This is a genomic window from Streptomyces sp. NPDC047841 (assembly GCF_040704085.1).
In the GTDB taxonomy this organism is placed as follows: Bacteria; Actinomycetota; Actinomycetes; order Streptomycetales; family Streptomycetaceae; genus Streptomyces; species Streptomyces argyrophylli.
Map to the genome: position 1 here is coordinate 146,764 of NZ_JBEYRP010000015.1, position 17,196 is coordinate 163,959.

The window sequence follows — 17,196 nt, forward strand, 5'->3', positions numbered from 1 at the left end:
GGAGGAATCGGTGTATGAGGGACGCCTCAGACGCCCTGCCGTAGGCACGCGGTAAGGGCAGTGCGATGATGACCCCGCCATGACTGCCCCCCACCCGCGCACGGCGCACCCCGGAGCCGGGCTCCGGATCCTGCGGGCCGCGGTGTTCGCCGCGGTCTGCGTCGCGCTGGCCGCGGGCGGGCACTCCCTGGCCTCCTGCGCGCGCGTGCCGCTGTGGACGCTCGGCGCGGGCTTCCTCGGCGCCCTGCTGCTCGTGGCACCGCTCGCCGGGCGGGCCCGCTCGCTGCCGGGCATCGCCGTGCTCCTCGCCCTCGGCCAGACCGTGCTGCACACGCTGTTCGGGCTGGGCCAGCACGGGGTGGCGATGGCCTCCGCCGGGATGCCGATGGGCGCGACGGGACCAGCGGCGGGCGGGTCGGCGGGCGCCGCGCTGAGCGACAGCGCGCTGGTCGAACGGGCCGCGCGGCTCGTGTGCGGCTCGACCGCCGCGTCCCTCACTCCGGGACACGCCTTCCGCCTGCTGCTCGACGCGCGTCTGATCGACCGCGCCGGCCGGCCGACGTCCGCCCCGGCCGGCTTCGAGCACGTCCACGACGCCACCGGCGCCTCGGCCGGACTGCTGCCCTCGCTGCCGATGCTGCTCGGGCACGTGCTCGCGGCCGTCGCCGCCGGCTGGCTGCTGCGCCGCGGGGATCTCGCGGTGCTGCGGCTGATCGAGCTATCGGCGCATGGAGTCGCGGAGGGGGCGCTCGTACGATCCTTGCGCGCGGCTCTCGCGCTGACGCGCGCCCTGTGCGCCGGGCTGCTGCCCGCCACCGGGCCGGGCCCGCGCGGCCCGCGTCCCGACCGGGACGGGGCACCGGCCCCGCACACCGCCGTACTCCAGCACACGGTGATCCGGCGCGGCCCGCCCGCCGCCGCCCTCCTCCTCGCCGCCTGACGCGGCCGCCGCTCCCCCGACACGGACCCGGTGCGCCGCCGACGCGCGGCACGCGCGCGTGCGCGTTCCCGGTCAGCCGAACGGCCGATTTCCGCGCCGTACCGCCACATCACCCGGCCCACGCGCGTATCCCTCTTCATCACCGGTTCCCACTCGAAGTGGAGTGCTTCCTTCCATGAAGGCTTCTCGTATCGCCGCCGCCGCCGCTGTCGCGGGTACGGCCGTCCTCACCCTGTCCGCCCCCGCCTTCGCGCACGTCTCCGTGCAGCCGGAGGGCACCGCCGCCAAGGGCGGTTACGCGGTCGTGGACTTCAAGGTCCCGAACGAGCGCGACAACGCCTCGACGACCAAGCTCGAGGTGAACTTCCCGGCCGACCACCCGATCGCCTCGGTGATGCCGGAGGCGATCCCGGGCTGGAAGATCGACGTCACCAAGTCCAAGCTCGCCAAGCCGCTGACCATGCACGGCGAGAAGATCGACGAGGCCGTCACCAAGGTCACCTGGACCGCCGACGGCAAGGGCGTCGAGCCCGGCTACTTCCAGAAGTTCCCGCTCTCCCTGGGCGCGCTGCCCGAGGACACCGACCAGCTGGTCTTCAAGGCGGTCCAGACGTACTCCAACAAGGAGGTCGTCCGCTGGATCGAGGTGCCGCAGGAGGGCCAGGACGAGCCGGAGAACCCGGCCCCGGTCCTGGAACTGTCCGCCGCCACCGACGACCACCACGACACGGCGAGTGCCGAGAAGACCACCGGCAAGACCGGGCAGACGGCCGCCGCCGCGGACTCCGGCGACGACAGTGACACCACCGCGCGCGTGCTCGGCGTGGCCGGCATCGTCATCGGCGTCGCGGGCGTGGCCTACGGGGTCCTCGCGGGCCGCCGCCGGACCGCCGCCTGACCCTGCCGTTCCACCGCGCGCACCGGGGGCCGTACGACCCCGCCACCCGGACCGTCGCACGACCCCGGTGCGCGCCGGAGTACACACATCTGGGACATTTCTCTATGCGCAAGAAGACGTTCACCGCGGCCGTGCTGCTCGCCGCCGCCACCCTGACCCTCTCCGCCTGCGGCAGCGACGACGGCGGCAAGCCGCCGGTCACCGTGGTCTCCGGAGGGTCGGCCGCGGGCAAGGCCGCCACCGTGCTGGACCAGCCGTTCGACAAGCCCGACCTGGTCCTCACCGACACCCACGGCCAGAAGTACGACCTCCGCAAGGCGACCCAGGGACACCCGACCCTGCTCTACTTCGGCTACACGCACTGCCCCGACATCTGCCCGACGACGATGAGCAACATCGCCGTCGCCAAGAAGGCGCTGCCCAAGGCCGAGCAGAACGACCTCCGGGTCGTGTTCGTCACCACCGACCCCGGCCGCGACACCCCGGCCGAGCTGGGCAGGTGGCTCAAGGGCATCGACCCGCAGTTCATCGGCCTGACCGGCGACTTCGCCAAGATCCAGGCCGGCGCCCGGTCCGTCGGCATCTCCGTGGAACCGACGACGAAGGACAAGAACGGCAAGCTCGTCTCCGTCCACGGCACCCAGGTCGTCGCCTTCTCGCCGAAGACCGACGCCGGGTACGTCCTCTACGGCGAGGACACCACCGTCGACGACTACACCAAGGACCTGCCCAAGCTCGTCGAGGGGGCCAACCCGTGAGGCGCCGCGCCGCCGTGCTGACCACCGGCGCGCTCGCCGGGGCCCTGGCCCTCACCGCCTGCTCCGGGTCCGGCTCGCGGCCGGACCCGGCCGAGCTGTCCGTCGGCTCCTCCTACATGCCCCAGCCCGTCTCCGCCGACATGGCCGCCGGGTTCCTGACGATCACCAACAAGGGCGGGACCGAGGACGAACTGACCTCGGTCAGCAGTGACGTCGCCGGCGAGGTGACCATGCACAGCACGGTCGGCGGGGCCATGGCGGAGAAGTCCTCCTTCGCGATACCGGCCCACGGACGGCTCGTGTTCCGGAGCGGCGGCAACCATCTGATGTTCGAGCGGCTGAAGCGCGCGCCGAAGCAGGGCCAGACGGTCACCGTGAAGCTCACCTTCGGCAAGTCCGGGCCGCTCACCGTCGAGATGCCCGTGAAGTCCGCCACGTACAACCCGTCGACCGGCCACTGAGGGAGGGACCACCGTGACCCGGACCATCACCCCCCGCGTGCGGATCCTGGTGCTGCTGTTCATCGCCGTCACCGGCGCGCTGCTGGCGGGCGCCGGACCGGCCTCCGCCCACGCGGCGCTGACCGGCAGCGACCCCGCGCAGGGGGTGGTGGCCGCCAAGGCACCCACCCAGGTGTCGCTCACCTTCTCCGAGAAGGTGGCGCTGAACGACGACTCCCTGCGCGTGCTCGACCCCAAGGGCAAGCCGGTCCAGACCGGCAGCCCGGCCAACGTGAGCGGGACGACGTACGCCGTGCGGCTCAAGAGCGGTCTGGCCGACGGCACGTACACCGTCACCTACCAGGTCGTCTCCGCGGACAGCCACCCCGTCGCCGGCGCCTACACCTTCTCCGTCGGGGCGCCCTCGCGGACCGTCGTCTCCGGCACCGGCCCGGTCGCGGGCGGCGGGGTCGTGGGCGGGCTCTACGCGTTCGGCCGGTACGTGTCGTACGCCGGGTTCATCGTGCTCGCCGGCGGCGCGGCCTTCGTGCTCGCCTGCTGGCGGCGCGGCGCGGGCGTACGGCCCCTCCAGCGACTGGTCGTCGGCGGCTGGATCGCGCTGACGGCGGCCACCCTGTGGCTGCTGCTCCTGCGCGGCGCGTACACCGGCTCCGGGAAGTTCGCCGACGTCTTCGACCTCGAACTGCTCGGCCAGGTGCTGCAGACGAAGACCGGCGCCGCGCTCGTGTCCCGGCTGCTGCTGCTCGCCGCCGCCGCGCTGTTCGTCGCCGTCCTCTTCGGCGCCTACACCCGGCGGGACGAAGGCGAGGAGAAGCGCGACCTGACCTTCGGGCTCGCCGTCGGCGGCGTGGTCGTCGCGGCCGGGCTCGCCACCAGCTGGGCCATGGCCGAGCACGCCTCCACCGGGCTCCAGCCGGGCATCGCCATGCCGGTCGACGTCGTCCACCTGCTGGCCGTCGCCGCCTGGCTCGGCGGCCTCACCGCCCTGCTCACCGCGCTGTACCGGGCGCCCGCCGAGACCCCGGTCGAGGCCGCCGCCGTACAGCGCTTCTCCCGTGTGGCCTTCGGCAGCGTCCTCGCCCTCGTCGTCACCGGCGTCTACCAGTCCTGGCGGCAGCTCGGCTCCTGGTCGGCATTCACCGAGACCCGCTACGGACAGCTGCTCCTGGTCAAGATCGGCCTGGTGGCGGTGCTGGTCGGCATCGCGGCCGTGTCCCGGCGGTGGACGGGGCGGCTCACGGACCCGGCCGTCCGCACCGGGAGGACGGAGAAGGCCCAGGCCCGCAAGGAGCAGGTCGCCGCCTCGAAGGCGCCCGGCGGCAAGGGCACCGGCGCCGGTCCCCGGGACACCGGGCGCGCCGCCCAGCTCGCCCGGCAGCGCGCCGCCGCCGACGCCGCCCGGGAGAAGCGGCTGCGGGACGGCGACCCGAATCGCTTCGGCCTGCGCCGCTCGGTGCTCGCCGAGGCCGGCGTCGCCCTCGTGCTGCTCGCCGTCACCACCGCGCTGACGCAGACCGAGCCGGGCCGCACCGAGCAGGAGGCCAAGGCGGCCACCTCCACGTCGGCCGGCTCCGGCACCTCGGCGGCGTCCGGCGCGCTCACCCTGGACATGCCGTTCGACACCGGCGGCACCGACGGCAAGGGCGTCGTCAGCATCGACCTCGACCCCGCGCGCGTGGGCGGCAACGAGATGCACGTCTACGTCCAGCGCCCCAACGGCCGGGCCTTCGACGTCCCGGAGGTGAAGGTCTCCTTCACCCAGGAGGCGAAGAAGATCGGTCCGCTTCCCGTGAACCCCGACCACATCACCACCGGCCACTGGTCGGCGAGCGGGGTGCAGATCCCCATGGCCGGCGACTGGAAGATCGCCGTCACGGTCCGCACCTCCGACATCGACCAGGTGACCGTCTCCAAGAACGCTCAGATCGGCTGAACCACACCATGCCCGACCAGTCCATCCCCCAGACCCGTACGCCCGAGACGCCGACGGCGGAGCCCGTGTCCGGGGTGAGCGGCATCTCGCGGCGCGCCCTGCTCGGCACCGCCGGCGCCACCGGGCTCGTGCTCGGCACGGCCGGCGGGGCCGTGGGCTACGCCTCCGCGCCCGCCGGGGCCACTCCGCTCACCTCGGTGGGTGCGGGGAGGGCGATGTTTCACGGGAAACATCAGCCCGGTATCACCGACGGCCTCCAGGCGCGCGGCCACCTCGTCGCCTTCGACCTGGCGGCGGGCGCGGGCCGCAAGGAGGCGGCGGCCCTGCTGCGCCGCTGGTCCACGACCGCCGAGCGGCTGATGGCGGGCGAGGCCGCCCCGCACGGCGACACCGACGTGGCCCGGGACGCGGGACCCTCCTCGCTGACCCTCACCTTCGGCTTCGGACACAGCTTCTTCGGCAGGACGGGCCTGGAGAAGCAGCGGCCCGGCGCGCTCGACCCGCTGCCGGACTTCTCCTCCGACCACCTAGACAAGTCCCGCAGCGACGGCGATCTGTGGGTGCAGATCGGCGCGAACGACGCCCTGGTCGCCTTCCACGCCCTGCGCGCGATCCAGAAGGACGCGGGCTCGGCCGCACGGGTGCGCTGGCAGATGAACGGCTTCAACCGCAGCCCGGGCGCCACCGCCCACCCCATGACGGCCCGCAACCTCATGGGCCAGCTCGACGGCACCCGCAACCCCAAGCCCACGGACACCGACTTCGACCAGCGGATCTTCGTGCCGGACCCGGGCGAGCCGGCGTGGATGGCCGGCGGCTCCTACGCGGTCGTACGCCGTATCCGCATGCTCCTGGACGACTGGGAGAAGCTCTCGCTCACCGCGCAGGAGCAGGTCATAGGGCGCCGCAAGGCCAATGGGGCACCGCTGTCCGGCGGCGACGAGACGACCCCGATGGACCTGGAGAAGACCGACGCCCACGGCGACTACGTCGTCCCGCTCAACGCCCACGCCCGGATCACCCGGCCCGAGAAGAACGGCGGCGCGGCCATGCTGCGGCGCCCGTTCTCCTACCACGACGGCATCGACGCGGACGGCACGCCCGACGCCGGGCTCCTGTTCATCTGCTGGCAGGCGGACCCCCTGCGCGGCTTCGTCCCGGTGCAGCGCAAGCTCGACCGGGGTGACGCGCTGTCGGCGTACATCCGGCACGAGGCGAGCGGCCTGTTCGCGGTGCCGGGCGGGGCGGCGAAGGGGGAGTACGTGGGGCAGCGGCTGCTGGAGGGGTGAACCGGGGAACCACAGGGCGAACCAGCGGTGTGCGGGGCGAACCGGGGTTCAAACCACCCGGTCGAGTGGTTGTCGCCGGACGCCCCAGCCGACCGGGTCCGCGGCCATTAGGGTGAGCACATGCCAGCGAGCTACGCCTATCTCGGCCCGGAGGGCACCTTCACGGAGGTCGCCCTGCGCACGCTTCCGGAGGCGGCCACCCGGGAGCTGATCCCGTACGTCTCGGTGCAGTCCGCGCTGGACGCGGTCCGGGCCGGCGAGGCCGAGGCCGCGTTCGTGCCGATCGAGAATTCCGTCGAGGGCGGCATCACCACCACCCTCGACGAGCTGGTCGCGGGCGAGCCCCTGATGATCTACCGCGAGGTGCTGCTGTCGATCACCTTCGCGCTGCTGGTGCGCCCCGGTACGAAACTCGCGGACGTCAAGACGGTCTCCGCGCACCCGGCGGCCCAGCCCCAGGTGCGCAACTGGCTGCGCGCGAACCTCCCGGAGGCCGCCTGGGAGTCGGCGGCCTCCAACGCGGACGCCGCCCGTCTGGTCCAGGAGGGCCGCTACGACGCCGCCTTCGCCGGCGAGTTCGCCGCCGCCCGGTACGGTCTCGAAGCGCTGGAGACCGGGATCCACGACGCGGAGAACGCGCAGACCCGGTTCGTGCTGGTCGGCCGCCCGGCCCGGCCGGCCGCGCCCAGCGGTACCGACAAGACTTCCGTGGTGCTGTGGCAGCGGGACGATCACCCCGGCGGCCTGCGCGACCTGCTCGGGGAGTTCGCCTCGCGCGGCATCAACCTCATGCTGCTCCAGTCGCGGCCGACCGGCGCCGGCATCGGCAACTACTGCTTCTGCATCGACGCCGAGGGGCACATCGCCGACCGGCGGATGGCGGAGGCGCTGATGGGCCTGCGGCGGATCTGTCTCCAGGTGCGCTTCCTCGGCTCCTACCCGCGTGCGGACATCGCGCCGGGCGGGGCCCGGCCGACGCTGCCGGGAACGTCGGACGAGGAGTTCATGGCGGCGGCGGACTGGGTGGCGCGCTGCCAGGACGGCCGGTTCTAGCGGGTCGTACCCACGGACGCCGACCGGTCGTACCTGCGAACGAACGTTATCCACAGAAGTTATCCACAGGTGCCCTTCTCGACCTGGGGACAAGTCGACAGACCAACGCCACAGGGTCGACAAATCGCCCTGGAAAGCTCGCCCGAGGCCACCGGCGGCCGACTCACCCTTCGTCCACCCGTTTCCTTTGGTTCATCTTTTGGGGCGACCGTTTTCCACCCGAAAGTGGGCGTCGTTACGGTTTGGCCCGGGAATTCTTCAGTCCGCCCACCCTTTCGGGAGTGATCAATTGCGAAGTCCACAGATCTTCCACACAGCCTGTGGATAACTTCCCCGAGGGTGCGGATCGCTGTGGACAACCCGGCCGCCAAATCCCGTTCTCCGCAAGGAAGTCGGGTCAACCGCGCGCTCGGGGCGTGGCCCGTCCCAGGGAGTGAGACACTTCTCCCTTGACGCCCGGCGTGGCGTACGGGCGGCACAGCGGAACACACACGGCAATTACCGCATAACGGAACGTACGCCGCGAATCCGAACTCCCCGGATTAGTGATTCGTGAGCCGCGACCCCGCACCGGTAGCCTTGCCCTCGTGATTGACCTTCGCCTGCTCCGTGAGGACCCCGACCGTGTGCGCGCGTCCCAGCGCGCCCGTGGAGAGGACGTCGCGCTCGTCGACGCCCTCCTGTCTGCCGACGAGCGGCGCAGGTCCTCCGGCGTCCGCTTCGACGAACTGCGCGCCGAGCAGAAGCAGCTCGGCAAGCTGATCCCCAAGGCCACCGCCGAGGAGAAGGCCGAACTGCTGGGCCGCGCCGAGCAGTTGAAGGCGGACGTGAAGGCCGCCGACGCCGAGCGCGACGCCGCCGACGCCGAGACCCAGGAGCTGCTGCTCAGGCTCGGCAACCTCGTCCACCCCGACGTGCCCGTCGGCGGCGAGGAGGACTTCGCCACGCTGGAGACGCACGGCACGATCCGCGACTTCGGCGCCGAGGGCTTCGAGCCCAGGGACCACCTGGAGCTGGGCCAGCTGCTCGGCGCGATCGACGTCGAGCGCGGCGCCAAGGTCTCCGGCTCCCGCTTCTACTTCCTCACCGGTGTCGGCGCCCTGCTGGAGCTGGCCCTGGTGAACGCGGCGATCGCCCAGGCCACCGCCGCCGGCTTCACGCCGATGCTCACCCCGGCGCTGGTCCGCCCGCAGTCCATGGCCGGCACCGGCTTCCTCGGCCAGGCCGCCCAGGACGTCTACCACCTCGACAAGGACGACCTGTACCTGGTCGGCACCTCCGAGGTCCCGCTCGCCGCGTACCACATGGACGAGATCATCGACGCGGACCGGTTGCCGCTGCGGTACGCGGGCTTCTCCCCGTGCTTCCGCCGCGAGGCCGGCTCGCACGGCAAGGACACCCGGGGCATCTTCCGCGTGCACCAGTTCGACAAGGTCGAGATGTTCTCCTACGTCGCCCCCGAGGACTCGCAGGCCGAGCACCAGCGCCTGCTGGAGTGGGAGAAGCAGTGGCTGACCTCGCTGGAGCTTCCGTTCCGCATCATCGACGTGGCCTCCGGTGACCTCGGCTCCTCGGCCGCCCGCAAGTTCGACTGCGAGGCGTGGATCCCGACCCAGGGCAAGTACCGCGAGCTGACCTCGACCTCGGACTGCACCGAGTTCCAGTCCCGCCGGCTGTCCATCCGGGTCCGCGACGGCAAGCAGGTCAAGCCGCTCGCCACCCTCAACGGCACGCTGTGCGCCGTGCCGCGCACCATCGTGGCGATCCTGGAGAACCACCAGCAGGCCGACGGCTCCGTCCGGGTCCCCGAGGTGCTGCGCCCCTACCTGGGCGGCCGTGAGGTGCTGGAGCCGGTCGCCAAGTGACCGGGTTCCCCTACCGGCTGATCGCCACCGATCTCGACGGAACGCTCCTGCGCTCCGACGACTCGGTCTCGCGGCGCACCCGTGACGCGCTCGCCGCGGCCACCGCGGCGGGCGCCGCGCACATCGTCGTCACCGGCCGCGCGGTCCCCTGGACCCGGCCCATCCTGGACGACCTCGGTTACGACGGCCTCGCCGTCTGCGGTCAGGGCGCCCAGGTGTACGACGCCGGCTCCCGCCGCCTGCTGACCTCGGTCACCCTGGACCGGCAGCTCGCGGGCGTGGCCCTGGCCAAGATCGAGGCCGAGGTGGGTCCGCTGTACCTGGCGGCCAGCCGGGACGGCCTGGACGGCGAGGTGCTGGTGGGGCCGGGCTACGCGGTCACCGGCAAGCTGCCCGCCACCCCGTTCACGGACGCCTCCGACCTCTGGACGGCGCCCCTGAACAAGATCTACATACAGCATCCGACGATGAGCGACGACGAGCTGGCGGAGGCGGCCCGGCAGACGGCCGGCGGCTTCGTCACGGTGGCCATGGCGGGCGAGGGCATCGTGGAGCTGCTCCCGCTCGGCCTGTCCAAGGCCACGGGCCTGTCCCTGGCCGCCCGCCGCCTGGGCCTGAAGGCCGCCGACACGATCGCCTTCGGCGACATGCCCAACGACATCCCGATGTTCGCCTGGGCGGCCCGCGGCGTGGCCATGGCCAACGCCCATGCGGAGCTGCGGGCGGTGGCCGACGAGATCACGTCCTCCAACGAGGAGGACGGGATCGCGGTCGTCCTGGAGCGGCTGCTCGGCTAGCGGGCCGTCGCGTCGGGGCAGGTAGCGGGCCAGGACCGGGTGCCCTTGCCGTCGCCGTCGTACCCGGTGTTCCGGGCGGCCGGGCCCCCGTGGCAAACGGCTGGGTGGGCGGCCCACGCGAGAGCGACATCGCGTGCTCGAAGCGGCCGCGCCGGGCAGTCCCCGTGGCCTCACGGAGACGCCCCCAGTCGGTGACGCCGGGACGATCCCGGCGTATGGGGCACAGCCACTGTGCCCCGCACCGGAGCCGGGCGCCACCGAATAAGACCAGCTGGCGGACACCCGCTACCTCCGGCGCCACCGGCGGCGCCGCGCCTTGCTGAAGAACCAGCCGGCCGGCGGGTCGTCGGAGCGCCAGGGCCGGGGCTCGGGCGCCTCGGCCCGCCAGCGCGCGGCGAGCATCCGGGCCCTGGCCGACGGCTCGGAGATCCCGGCCGCCCGGACGAACGTCTCGTCCAGGACGGCGTCGTCCCACACGTCCTCGCCGGTCCGCTCCCGGTCTTCGTGCTGCGGCGTCTCCTCAGCCATCTCCGGCCTCCTAGCCGTACGTCCGCTTGGCCCAGTGTGCCCAGGCTGGGGTGAAGCCCCCGTCAAGGCCCGGGCCCGTCACTCCTCGCCCGCGAGCGTCAGCGACCGCAGCTTCTGGCCGGCGTACCAGGTGGCCAGGACGGTGACCGCCACCAGCAGCACGGTGGCCGTCGGCAGGCTCACGTCGGAGGTCACCAGGTCCCCGCCGGCCAGCTTGTGGGCGACGGCGAGCGACCACTGCTGGACGCTCAGCGTGCGCGCGCCCGGCACCAGGGAGCCGAACAGCGCCTCCCAGACCAGGGCGTAGACGAGCCCGAAGACCACCGCGTGCCGGGAGACCGTGCCGAGCAGCAGGAAGAGCGCCGAGTAGGCGATGGAGGAGACCAGCGCGGCGACCGTGTAGGCGACCGCGATCTGCTGGCCGTTGCCGTTCAGGATCAGTCCGGCGACCAGGGTCGGCACCGCCGAGAAGACCATGGTCACGGCCACGGCGACGATCAGCTTGGTGAAGATGATCGTGGGCCGCTTGAGCGGCTTGGACAGCAGGTAGACGACGGAGCCGTCGTCGATCTCCGGGCCGATCGCACCGGTGCCGGCGATGACGCCGATGATCGGCACCATGGTGGCGAGCGCGAAGCCGCCGAGGACGTCCGAGGCCGTCTGGTCGTCGGCCCCGGTCAGGGCGCGGACGGCCACGGAGATCACGATCAGGAGCAGCGGGAGCGCGCCGAGGATGAGGGCCCGGCGGCGGCCGAGCAGGGCCCGGTAGGTGAGCCGGGCGACAGTGGGGTCGTACATCTTCGGCCTCCTACGCCGCGACCAGGTACGAGAAGACGGACTCCAGGGACTCGTCGGACGGCGAGACCGTGAGGAGCCGGATGCCGTGGTCCCTGGCGACCTTCGGCAGCAGGGCGGTGAAGCGGCCGAAGTCGACGGCCTGGACGCGCAGGGCGCCCTCGGCGTGGTCGACCTCGATGCCGGCCGTCGAGGGGTCGGCGATCAGCGCGGCCGCGAGGGCCCGGTCGTCGCTGGAGCGGACCAGGTAGCGGTGCGGGCGGTCGGTCATCAGGCGGCGGATCCTGCGGAAGTCACCGCTGGCCGCGTGCCGTCCGGCGACCACGACCTCGATGTGCCAGGCGAGCTGCTCGACCTCTTCGAGGATGTGGGACGAGAACAGCACGGTGCGGCCCTCGTCGCCCATGCGCCGCAGCAGGTCCATGAGCTGCATGCGCTGGCGCGGGTCCATGCCGTTGAAGGGCTCGTCCAGCAGGAGCAGCGAGGGGTCGTGGACCAGCGCGGACGCCATCTTCACGCGCTGGCGCATGCCCTTGGAGTACGTCGCGATCCTGCGGTCCTGCGCGTACTCCATCTCCACCGTCGCCAGGGCGCGCTGGGCGGCCTTCTCCCCCAGACCGTGCAGTTCGGCGTTGGCCACGACGAATTCACGGCCGGTGAGGAAGTCGTACATCGCCTCGCGCTCGGGGACGATGCCGATGTGCCGGTAGATCGTCTCGTTGCGCCAGACCTGCTGCCCGTCGAGGGTGACGGTGCCGGTGGACGGGGCGAGGAAGCCGCCCATCATGTTGATGAGGGTGGACTTGCCGGCGCCGTTGGGGCCGAGCAGGCCGGTGACGCCGGGGCCGATGGTCATGGTGATGTCGTTGACGGCGACCACGTTGCCGAACCAGCGGGAGACGTGGTCGATGACGAGGGTGCTCATGGGCGCGGCCCGTTCCTTAGCAGGGTGGTGGTGGCCGGACGGGTGGGCGCGGTCACAGTCCCACCTTCTTGTAGCGGCGCATCAGGAGGCCGTAGCTGGCGGCGATCAGGCCCAGCACGGCCAGGACGTACACCACGCCCTCGCCGCTGCCGGGGCCGGCCGCGCCGGGGAACGCCGAGCTCGCGCCGAGGAAGGCCGACTGGACGCCGTCGATGAGGGTGACGGGCGAGAAGAGGCCGATCCAGGGGATGGCGCCGGTGCTGTTCTGCGCGTCGGCGATGGCCTGGAGCGTGGAGACGGCGCCGTAGGAGATGGTCAGTACGGCGATGACGGCCGCGATGCCGAAGCCGCGCCGCGGGGTGACCGAGGCGATGACCAGGCCGATGCCGGCGAACAGCAGTGAGAGCAGTGCCACGGAGACGAGTCCCTGCGCGAATCCCTTGGTCTGGTCGGCGAAGTCCAGCTTGGCCAGCAGCGCGCCCACGTAGAGGACGAGCAGCGGGGCCGCGGTCAGGACGAACAGCGCGGAGGCCAGCGCCGCGTACTTCGCCCGGACGTAGTCGGCGGTCTCGATCGGCCGCGAGAAGTACAGCGGGACGGTCTTGAAGCGCAGGTCCCGCGAGACCGACTGGGGCGCCTGCGAGGCGACGTACAGGCTGATGACGGCCTGCATGATGATCGCGTAGCGCGTGTAGTCGACGGGCAGTTCCCTGGCCTTGGTGGCCACCGCGACGGCGACCATGATGGCCGCGGGCACGCACATCACCACGAACAGCAGCATCGGCAGCACCTTGGACTTCACGGAGCGGCCGAGGCCGTAGGCGCCGCGCAGGGACTGCGAGTACAGGGAGCGGGTGGCGTAGGAGCGGCCGAGGTGGGGGCCGTCGTAGGTGCGGTAGCCGATGTTGTGGATGCGGGTCTGGTCGCCCGGGGTCGCGGCGGATGCCGGCAGGGGCTGCTCAACTGCCATGGACGGCCGCCTCCTTCCGCTGCTCGTCCTCGGTGAAGACCTCCGAGATGTGGTGCCGGCGCTGCTCCATGCGCACCAGCCCGAGGCCCAGGTCGGCGACGACGTCACGGACCAGGTCGTACGTCTCCTCGCCCTGCGCCGTCAGGAGCAGGATGTGGCCGGCCCCCGGCAGGCCGCTGCCGGCCTCGACGCTCACCCCGCGCGCGTGCAGTGCCTCGCGCACCGCACGCGTGCCGTCGGGGTGCTCGTCGGTGTCGGTGACCTCGACGGCGAGGGTGGTCGTGGTCTGGGTGAAGTCGGTGGTGGAGCTGGAGCGCAGGAGCTTGCCGCCGTCGATGACGACGACGTGGTCGCAGGTGCGTTCCAGCTCGCCGAGCAGGTGGGAGGTGACGAGGACCGAGATGCCGAAGTCGGTGTGGATGCGGCGGATCAGGCCGAGCATCTCGTCGCGGCCGACCGGGTCGAGGCCGTTGGTCGGCTCGTCCAGGAAGACCACCTGCGGGTCGTGCACCAGCGCCTGGGCGAGTTTCACCCGCTGCTTCATGCCGGTCGAGTAGCCGCCGATGGGGCGGTACCGCTCCTCGTACAGCCCGACGTGGCGCAGGGTGTCGGCGGTGCGCTCGCGGGCGGCGGCGGGCGGCAGGCCGGACATGCGTGCCATGTGGACGACGAACTCGGTGGCCGAGACGTCCGGCGGCAGGCAGTCGTGCTCCGGCATGTACCCGACGCGCTCGCGGATGGCGGCGCCCTTGGCGGCGACGTCGAGGCCGAGCACCTCGGCGCGGCCCTCCGTGGCGGGGGACAGACCCAGCAGGATCTTGATCAGGGTGGACTTGCCGGCGCCGTTGGCCCCGACGAGTCCGGTCACACCGGGTCCGATGTCCACGGACAGCCGGTCGAGCGCGGTCACCCGGGGGAACCGCTTGCTCAGGCTTTCGGTCGCGATCACAGTCACGATGTCGACGGTAGTGACGCGGACCACGTCCGTCGTCAGACCGAAGAGCAGTCTTCGCGTCAGCCTTCAGGTGTAGGGGGCCCGTAAGGGAACCCCTCCTTGAGAGGTACGGGCCCCCTGTTGACGCTCGGTCTAACAAGTGCGAGATTCTCCGGTGTCACGTCACGGGCGCGTACGGCGAGGGGGGCGGGGGTGCATGGCGACGGGCTCGGCCAGGCGGTGCCCGGTGGGGCCGCGGCGATCCCTGATCCCGTGCGCGGCGCTACGCCAGCCGGCACCCCGCCCGCCCCTTCGGGGTGATCACCCACACGGAGTACCGGGTGGAGCGGTGTCACGGGCCGCCCCACCCGTCCGGGTCCGGCGCGCCGTCCCCGAGGGGCCTCCGGGCGGCCGACCCCGCCCCGGCTTCCGGGTGACGGGCGCGGGGTTCGAGGAGATCCTGGTGGTCACCTGCTCCCGGGGCCCCGGGGAGAGCGCGTTCCGGCTGGGCGACGATCTGCCGCACACGCGGCGCTGGGCGGAGGAGGAGTGACCTTGAAGGGTGCACGCGAGCGCTGGGTGCGCACGGGCGGCGTCGAGCTGTGCGTCGCCGAACTGGGCGACCCCGGCCGGCCGACGGTGGTGCTGGTGCACGGCTACCCGGACAGCAAGGAGGTCTGGTCGGAGGTCGCCGTCCGGCTCGCCGACCGCTTCCACGTCGTCCTCTACGACGTCCGGGGCCACGGCCGCTCCACCGCGCCCCGGCCGCTGCGCGGGGGCTTCACCCTCGCCAAGCTCACCGACGACTTCCTGGCCGTCGTGGACGCGGTCAGCCCGGACCGGCCGGTGCACCTCGTCGGGCACGACTGGGGCTCGGTGCAGTCCTGGGAGTTCGTCACCACGGGCCGGACGGAGGGCCGTATCGCCTCCTTCACCTCGATCTCCGGGCCGTCCCTCGACCACCTCGGGCACTGGACCAACGCGCGCGTGAAGCGCCCCACGCCCCGCCGAGCCAGCCAGCTCCTCGGCCAGGGCGCCAGGTCCTGGTACGTGTACGCGCTGCACACGCCGGCCCTGCCGGAGCTTGCCTGGCGCGGGCCGCTCGGCACGCTCTGGCCAAAGATCCTGGAGCGGACCGAGCGGGTGACGGGCGGCGACTACCCGACCGACTCGCTGCCCACCGACGCCGCGCACGGCGCCTGGCTGTACCGGGACAACGTCCGCGCCCGGCTGCGCAGGCCGCGTCCGGACGCGTACGCACACGCGCCCGTGCAGCTCATCGTCCCCCAGGACGACGCGTTCCTCTCCGAGCGGCTCTACGACGACCTGGACCGGTGGGTGCCCCGGCTGACCCGCCGCACCATCCCGGCCGGGCACTGGATCCCCCGCACGCGTCCCGACCAGGTGGCCGCCTGGATCGGGCAGTTCGCGACCTCCGTCGAGGGCGGCCGTCCCGCCCCGCAGCCCACCGGGCGCCACGCCGACCGGTTCGCCGGGCAGCTGGTGCTGGTCACCGGCGCGGGCAGCGGGATCGGCCGGGCCACGGCGTGCGCCTTCGCCGAGGCCGGTGCGCGCGTGATCGCCGTCGACCGCGACGCCGAGGCCGCCGCCCGCACCGCCGAGCTGTCCCGGCGGGCCGGCGCGCCCGAGGCCTGGGCGGAGCCGGCCGACGTCTCCGACGAGCAGGCGATGGAGAAGCTCGCGGAGAAGGTCCACGACGAGTACGGCGTGCTGGACGTGCTGGTCAACAACGCGGGCATCGGTCTGTCGGGCTCCTTCTTCGCCACGACGACCGACGACTGGCGCAAGGTGCTGGACGTGAACCTGTGGGGCGTGATCCACGGCTGCCGGCTGTTCGGCGCGCGGATGGCCGAGCGCGGCCAGGGCGGCCACATCGTCAACGTGGCGTCGGCCGCCGCCTACCAGCCCTCGCGCGCGCTGCCCGCCTACAGCACCTCCAAGGCGGCGGTCCTGATGCTCTCCGAGTGCCTGCGCGCCGAGCTGACCGCCCAGGACATCGGCGTCACGGCGGTCTGCCCGGGCTTCGTCAACACCGCCATCACCTCCACGGCCCGCTTCACCGGTGTCGACGAGGAGGAACAGCGCCGCCGCCGGCGCAAGACGGCCCGCCTGTACGGCCTGCGCAACTACCCGCCGGAGAAGGTGGCCGGCGCGATCCTGGACGCGGTGGCCGGCAACAGGGCGGTGGCGCCGGTGACCCCGGAGGCCCACGGCGCCCGTCTGCTGTACCGCTTCGCGCCGGGGCTGCTGCGGAGGATCGCGCGGGTGGAACCGAGGCTGTGACCCGAAACGCCGCGCGGGGCACGGCAGTTGTCCACAACTTCACCCATCCGCCTGTGGATAACCGCACTTGGCTGTGGATCAAACATCGCAGCGAAAACAAGCTGCGTGATCCGCGTCTCTCCCGCACGCTGGGCCCATGGACGAACGCCGCACCGTGAAGGTGTCGAAGTACCTCTCCCGACACCTGCGGCACCAGCCCGAGAGGATCGGGCTCACACCGGACGCGGCCGGCTGGGTGGAGATCGGCGCACTGATCGACGCGGCCGCCACCCACGGCTTCCCGTTCACCCGCGAGGAACTGGACCACGTCGTCGCCGCGAACGACAAGCGGCGCTTCGCCGTCGAGGACGGCAGGATCCGCGCCAGCCAGGGCCACAGCATCGAGGTCGACCTCGGCCTGCCCCCGGCGACCCCGCCGCCGTACCTGTACCACGGCACGGTCGCCCGTCACCTGGACGCGATCCGCGCGGAGGGCCTGCGTCCGATGAACCGGCACGCCGTGCACCTCTCCGCCGACCGGGAGACCGCCACCCGCGTCGGCGCCCGCCGGGGCAGGCCCGTGGTGCTCTCCGTGGACTCCGGCGCGATGCACCGCGACGGCCACGTGTTCCACGTCAGCGCCAACGGCGTCTGGCTGACCGAGACCGTACCCGCGCGCTACCTGCGCTTCCCCGGCCCGCACTGAGCCCACCGTGGCCGCCGGATGGCACACGGTGACCGTTTCGTCCGCCACCGCCGGGGCCGCT

General features: G+C 72.5%; 16 protein-coding genes and 1 pseudogene. 12 read left to right on the top strand and 5 right to left on the bottom strand.

Annotated features, from left to right (window positions below):
- Nucleotides 1-79 precede the first annotated feature (79 nt).
- The 9 genes from AB0947_RS25960 to AB0947_RS26000 all read left to right on the top strand — a co-directional run bounded on the left by AB0947_RS25960 (nt 80) and on the right by AB0947_RS26000 (nt 9,994).
- Nucleotides 80-940 carry a hypothetical protein gene (locus AB0947_RS25960; RefSeq protein WP_366752721.1) on the top strand — a complete coding sequence of 287 codons (861 nt, stop codon included), beginning with the start codon at nt 80-82 and terminating at the stop codon, nt 938-940.
- A 175-nt stretch (nt 941-1,115) separates the two neighbouring features.
- Nucleotides 1,116-1,838, top strand: coding sequence for a YcnI family protein (locus AB0947_RS25965; protein WP_366752722.1), 723 nt, complete (start codon nt 1,116-1,118; stop codon nt 1,836-1,838).
- A 104-nt stretch (nt 1,839-1,942) separates the two neighbouring features.
- Complete coding sequence (locus AB0947_RS25970; protein WP_366752723.1) at nt 1,943-2,596, top strand: SCO family protein; 654 nt, start codon at nt 1,943-1,945, stop codon at nt 2,594-2,596.
- A complete protein-coding gene (locus AB0947_RS25975) occupies nt 2,593-3,057 on the top strand; it encodes a copper chaperone PCu(A)C (RefSeq protein ID WP_366752724.1) in 465 nt (154 codons plus the stop codon). The genes AB0947_RS25970 and AB0947_RS25975 overlap by 4 nt, the downstream gene beginning before the upstream one ends.
- Nucleotides 3,058-3,070: 13 nt before the next feature.
- Nucleotides 3,071-4,990 (top strand): copper resistance protein CopC, encoded by a 1,920-nt coding sequence (locus AB0947_RS25980; RefSeq protein ID WP_366752725.1) that lies wholly within the window; start codon nt 3,071-3,073, stop codon nt 4,988-4,990.
- 8 nt (nt 4,991-4,998) lie between these two features.
- Nucleotides 4,999-6,279 (top strand): iron uptake transporter deferrochelatase/peroxidase subunit, encoded by a 1,281-nt coding sequence (efeB, locus tag AB0947_RS25985; RefSeq protein WP_366752726.1) that lies wholly within the window; start codon nt 4,999-5,001, stop codon nt 6,277-6,279.
- A 120-nt stretch (nt 6,280-6,399) separates the two neighbouring features.
- The gene (gene pheA, locus AB0947_RS25990) at nt 6,400-7,332 is read left to right on the top strand and encodes a prephenate dehydratase (protein ID WP_366752727.1); all 933 of its coding nucleotides are present in this window, start codon (nt 6,400-6,402) and stop codon (nt 7,330-7,332) included.
- A 587-nt stretch (nt 7,333-7,919) separates the two neighbouring features.
- On the top strand, nt 7,920-9,197 hold the full coding sequence (gene serS / locus AB0947_RS25995) for a serine--tRNA ligase (protein ID WP_366752728.1): 1,278 nt from the start codon (nt 7,920-7,922) through the stop codon (nt 9,195-9,197).
- Nucleotides 9,194-9,994 (top strand): HAD family hydrolase, encoded by an 801-nt coding sequence (locus AB0947_RS26000; RefSeq protein ID WP_366752729.1) that lies wholly within the window; start codon nt 9,194-9,196, stop codon nt 9,992-9,994. Before serS ends, AB0947_RS26000 begins: the two co-directional genes overlap by 4 nt.
- A gap of 285 nt (nt 9,995-10,279) precedes the next feature.
- On the opposite strand, the gene AB0947_RS26005 is transcribed toward AB0947_RS26000, so the two are convergent.
- From AB0947_RS26005 to AB0947_RS26025, 5 genes are all read right to left on the bottom strand, one after another.
- The gene (locus tag AB0947_RS26005) at nt 10,280-10,522 is read right to left on the bottom strand and encodes a hypothetical protein (protein WP_366752730.1); all 243 of its coding nucleotides are present in this window, start codon (nt 10,520-10,522) and stop codon (nt 10,280-10,282) included.
- Nucleotides 10,523-10,600: 78 nt separating this feature from the next.
- On the bottom strand, nt 10,601-11,320 hold the full coding sequence (locus AB0947_RS26010) for an ABC transporter permease (RefSeq protein ID WP_366752731.1): 720 nt from the start codon (nt 11,318-11,320) through the stop codon (nt 10,601-10,603).
- Between the two features lie 10 nt (nt 11,321-11,330).
- Entirely contained in the window at nt 11,331-12,242 is a 912-nt protein-coding gene (locus tag AB0947_RS26015; RefSeq protein ID WP_366752732.1) for an ABC transporter ATP-binding protein, read from the bottom strand.
- Between the two features lie 52 nt (nt 12,243-12,294).
- Nucleotides 12,295-13,212, bottom strand: coding sequence for an ABC transporter permease (locus AB0947_RS26020; protein WP_366752733.1), 918 nt, complete (start codon nt 13,210-13,212; stop codon nt 12,295-12,297).
- Nucleotides 13,202-14,161, bottom strand: a complete 960-nt coding sequence (locus tag AB0947_RS26025; protein WP_366752826.1) for an ABC transporter ATP-binding protein — start codon at nt 14,159-14,161, stop codon at nt 13,202-13,204. The genes AB0947_RS26020 and AB0947_RS26025 overlap by 11 nt, the downstream gene beginning before the upstream one ends.
- Before the next feature lie 409 nt (nt 14,162-14,570).
- Between AB0947_RS26025 and AB0947_RS26030 the strand changes: the two are divergent.
- From AB0947_RS26030 to AB0947_RS26040, 3 genes and pseudogenes are all read left to right on the top strand, one after another.
- Nucleotides 14,571-14,699 (top strand): annotated as a pseudogene (locus tag AB0947_RS26030) (Xaa-Pro aminopeptidase); the annotation flags it as partial.
- 2 nt (nt 14,700-14,701) lie between these two features.
- On the top strand, nt 14,702-16,450 hold the full coding sequence (locus AB0947_RS26035) for an SDR family oxidoreductase (protein ID WP_366752734.1): 1,749 nt from the start codon (nt 14,702-14,704) through the stop codon (nt 16,448-16,450).
- A 136-nt stretch (nt 16,451-16,586) separates the two neighbouring features.
- Nucleotides 16,587-17,135 carry an RNA 2'-phosphotransferase gene (locus tag AB0947_RS26040; RefSeq protein WP_366752735.1) on the top strand — a complete coding sequence of 183 codons (549 nt, stop codon included), beginning with the start codon at nt 16,587-16,589 and terminating at the stop codon, nt 17,133-17,135.
- Nucleotides 17,136-17,196: the final 61 nt, after the last annotated feature.

Bases quoted from the DNA above. Each gene is read 5' to 3' on its own strand.
- AB0947_RS25960 (WP_366752721.1), top strand. From the start codon at position 80: ATGACTGCCCCCCACCCGCGCACGGCGCACCCCGGAGCCGGGCTCCGG.
- AB0947_RS25965 (WP_366752722.1), top strand. From the start codon at position 1,116: ATGAAGGCTTCTCGTATCGCCGCCGCCGCCGCTGTCGCGGGTACGGCC.
- AB0947_RS25970 (WP_366752723.1), top strand. From the start codon at position 1,943: ATGCGCAAGAAGACGTTCACCGCGGCCGTGCTGCTCGCCGCCGCCACC.
- efeB (WP_366752726.1), top strand. From the start codon at position 4,999: ATGCCCGACCAGTCCATCCCCCAGACCCGTACGCCCGAGACGCCGACG.
- pheA (WP_366752727.1), top strand. From the start codon at position 6,400: ATGCCAGCGAGCTACGCCTATCTCGGCCCGGAGGGCACCTTCACGGAG.
- AB0947_RS26005 (WP_366752730.1), bottom strand. From the start codon at position 10,522: ATGGCTGAGGAGACGCCGCAGCACGAAGACCGGGAGCGGACCGGCGAG.
- AB0947_RS26010 (WP_366752731.1), bottom strand. From the start codon at position 11,320: ATGTACGACCCCACTGTCGCCCGGCTCACCTACCGGGCCCTGCTCGGC.
- AB0947_RS26015 (WP_366752732.1), bottom strand. From the start codon at position 12,242: ATGAGCACCCTCGTCATCGACCACGTCTCCCGCTGGTTCGGCAACGTG.
- AB0947_RS26020 (WP_366752733.1), bottom strand. From the start codon at position 13,212: ATGGCAGTTGAGCAGCCCCTGCCGGCATCCGCCGCGACCCCGGGCGAC.
- AB0947_RS26040 (WP_366752735.1), top strand. From the start codon at position 16,587: ATGGACGAACGCCGCACCGTGAAGGTGTCGAAGTACCTCTCCCGACAC.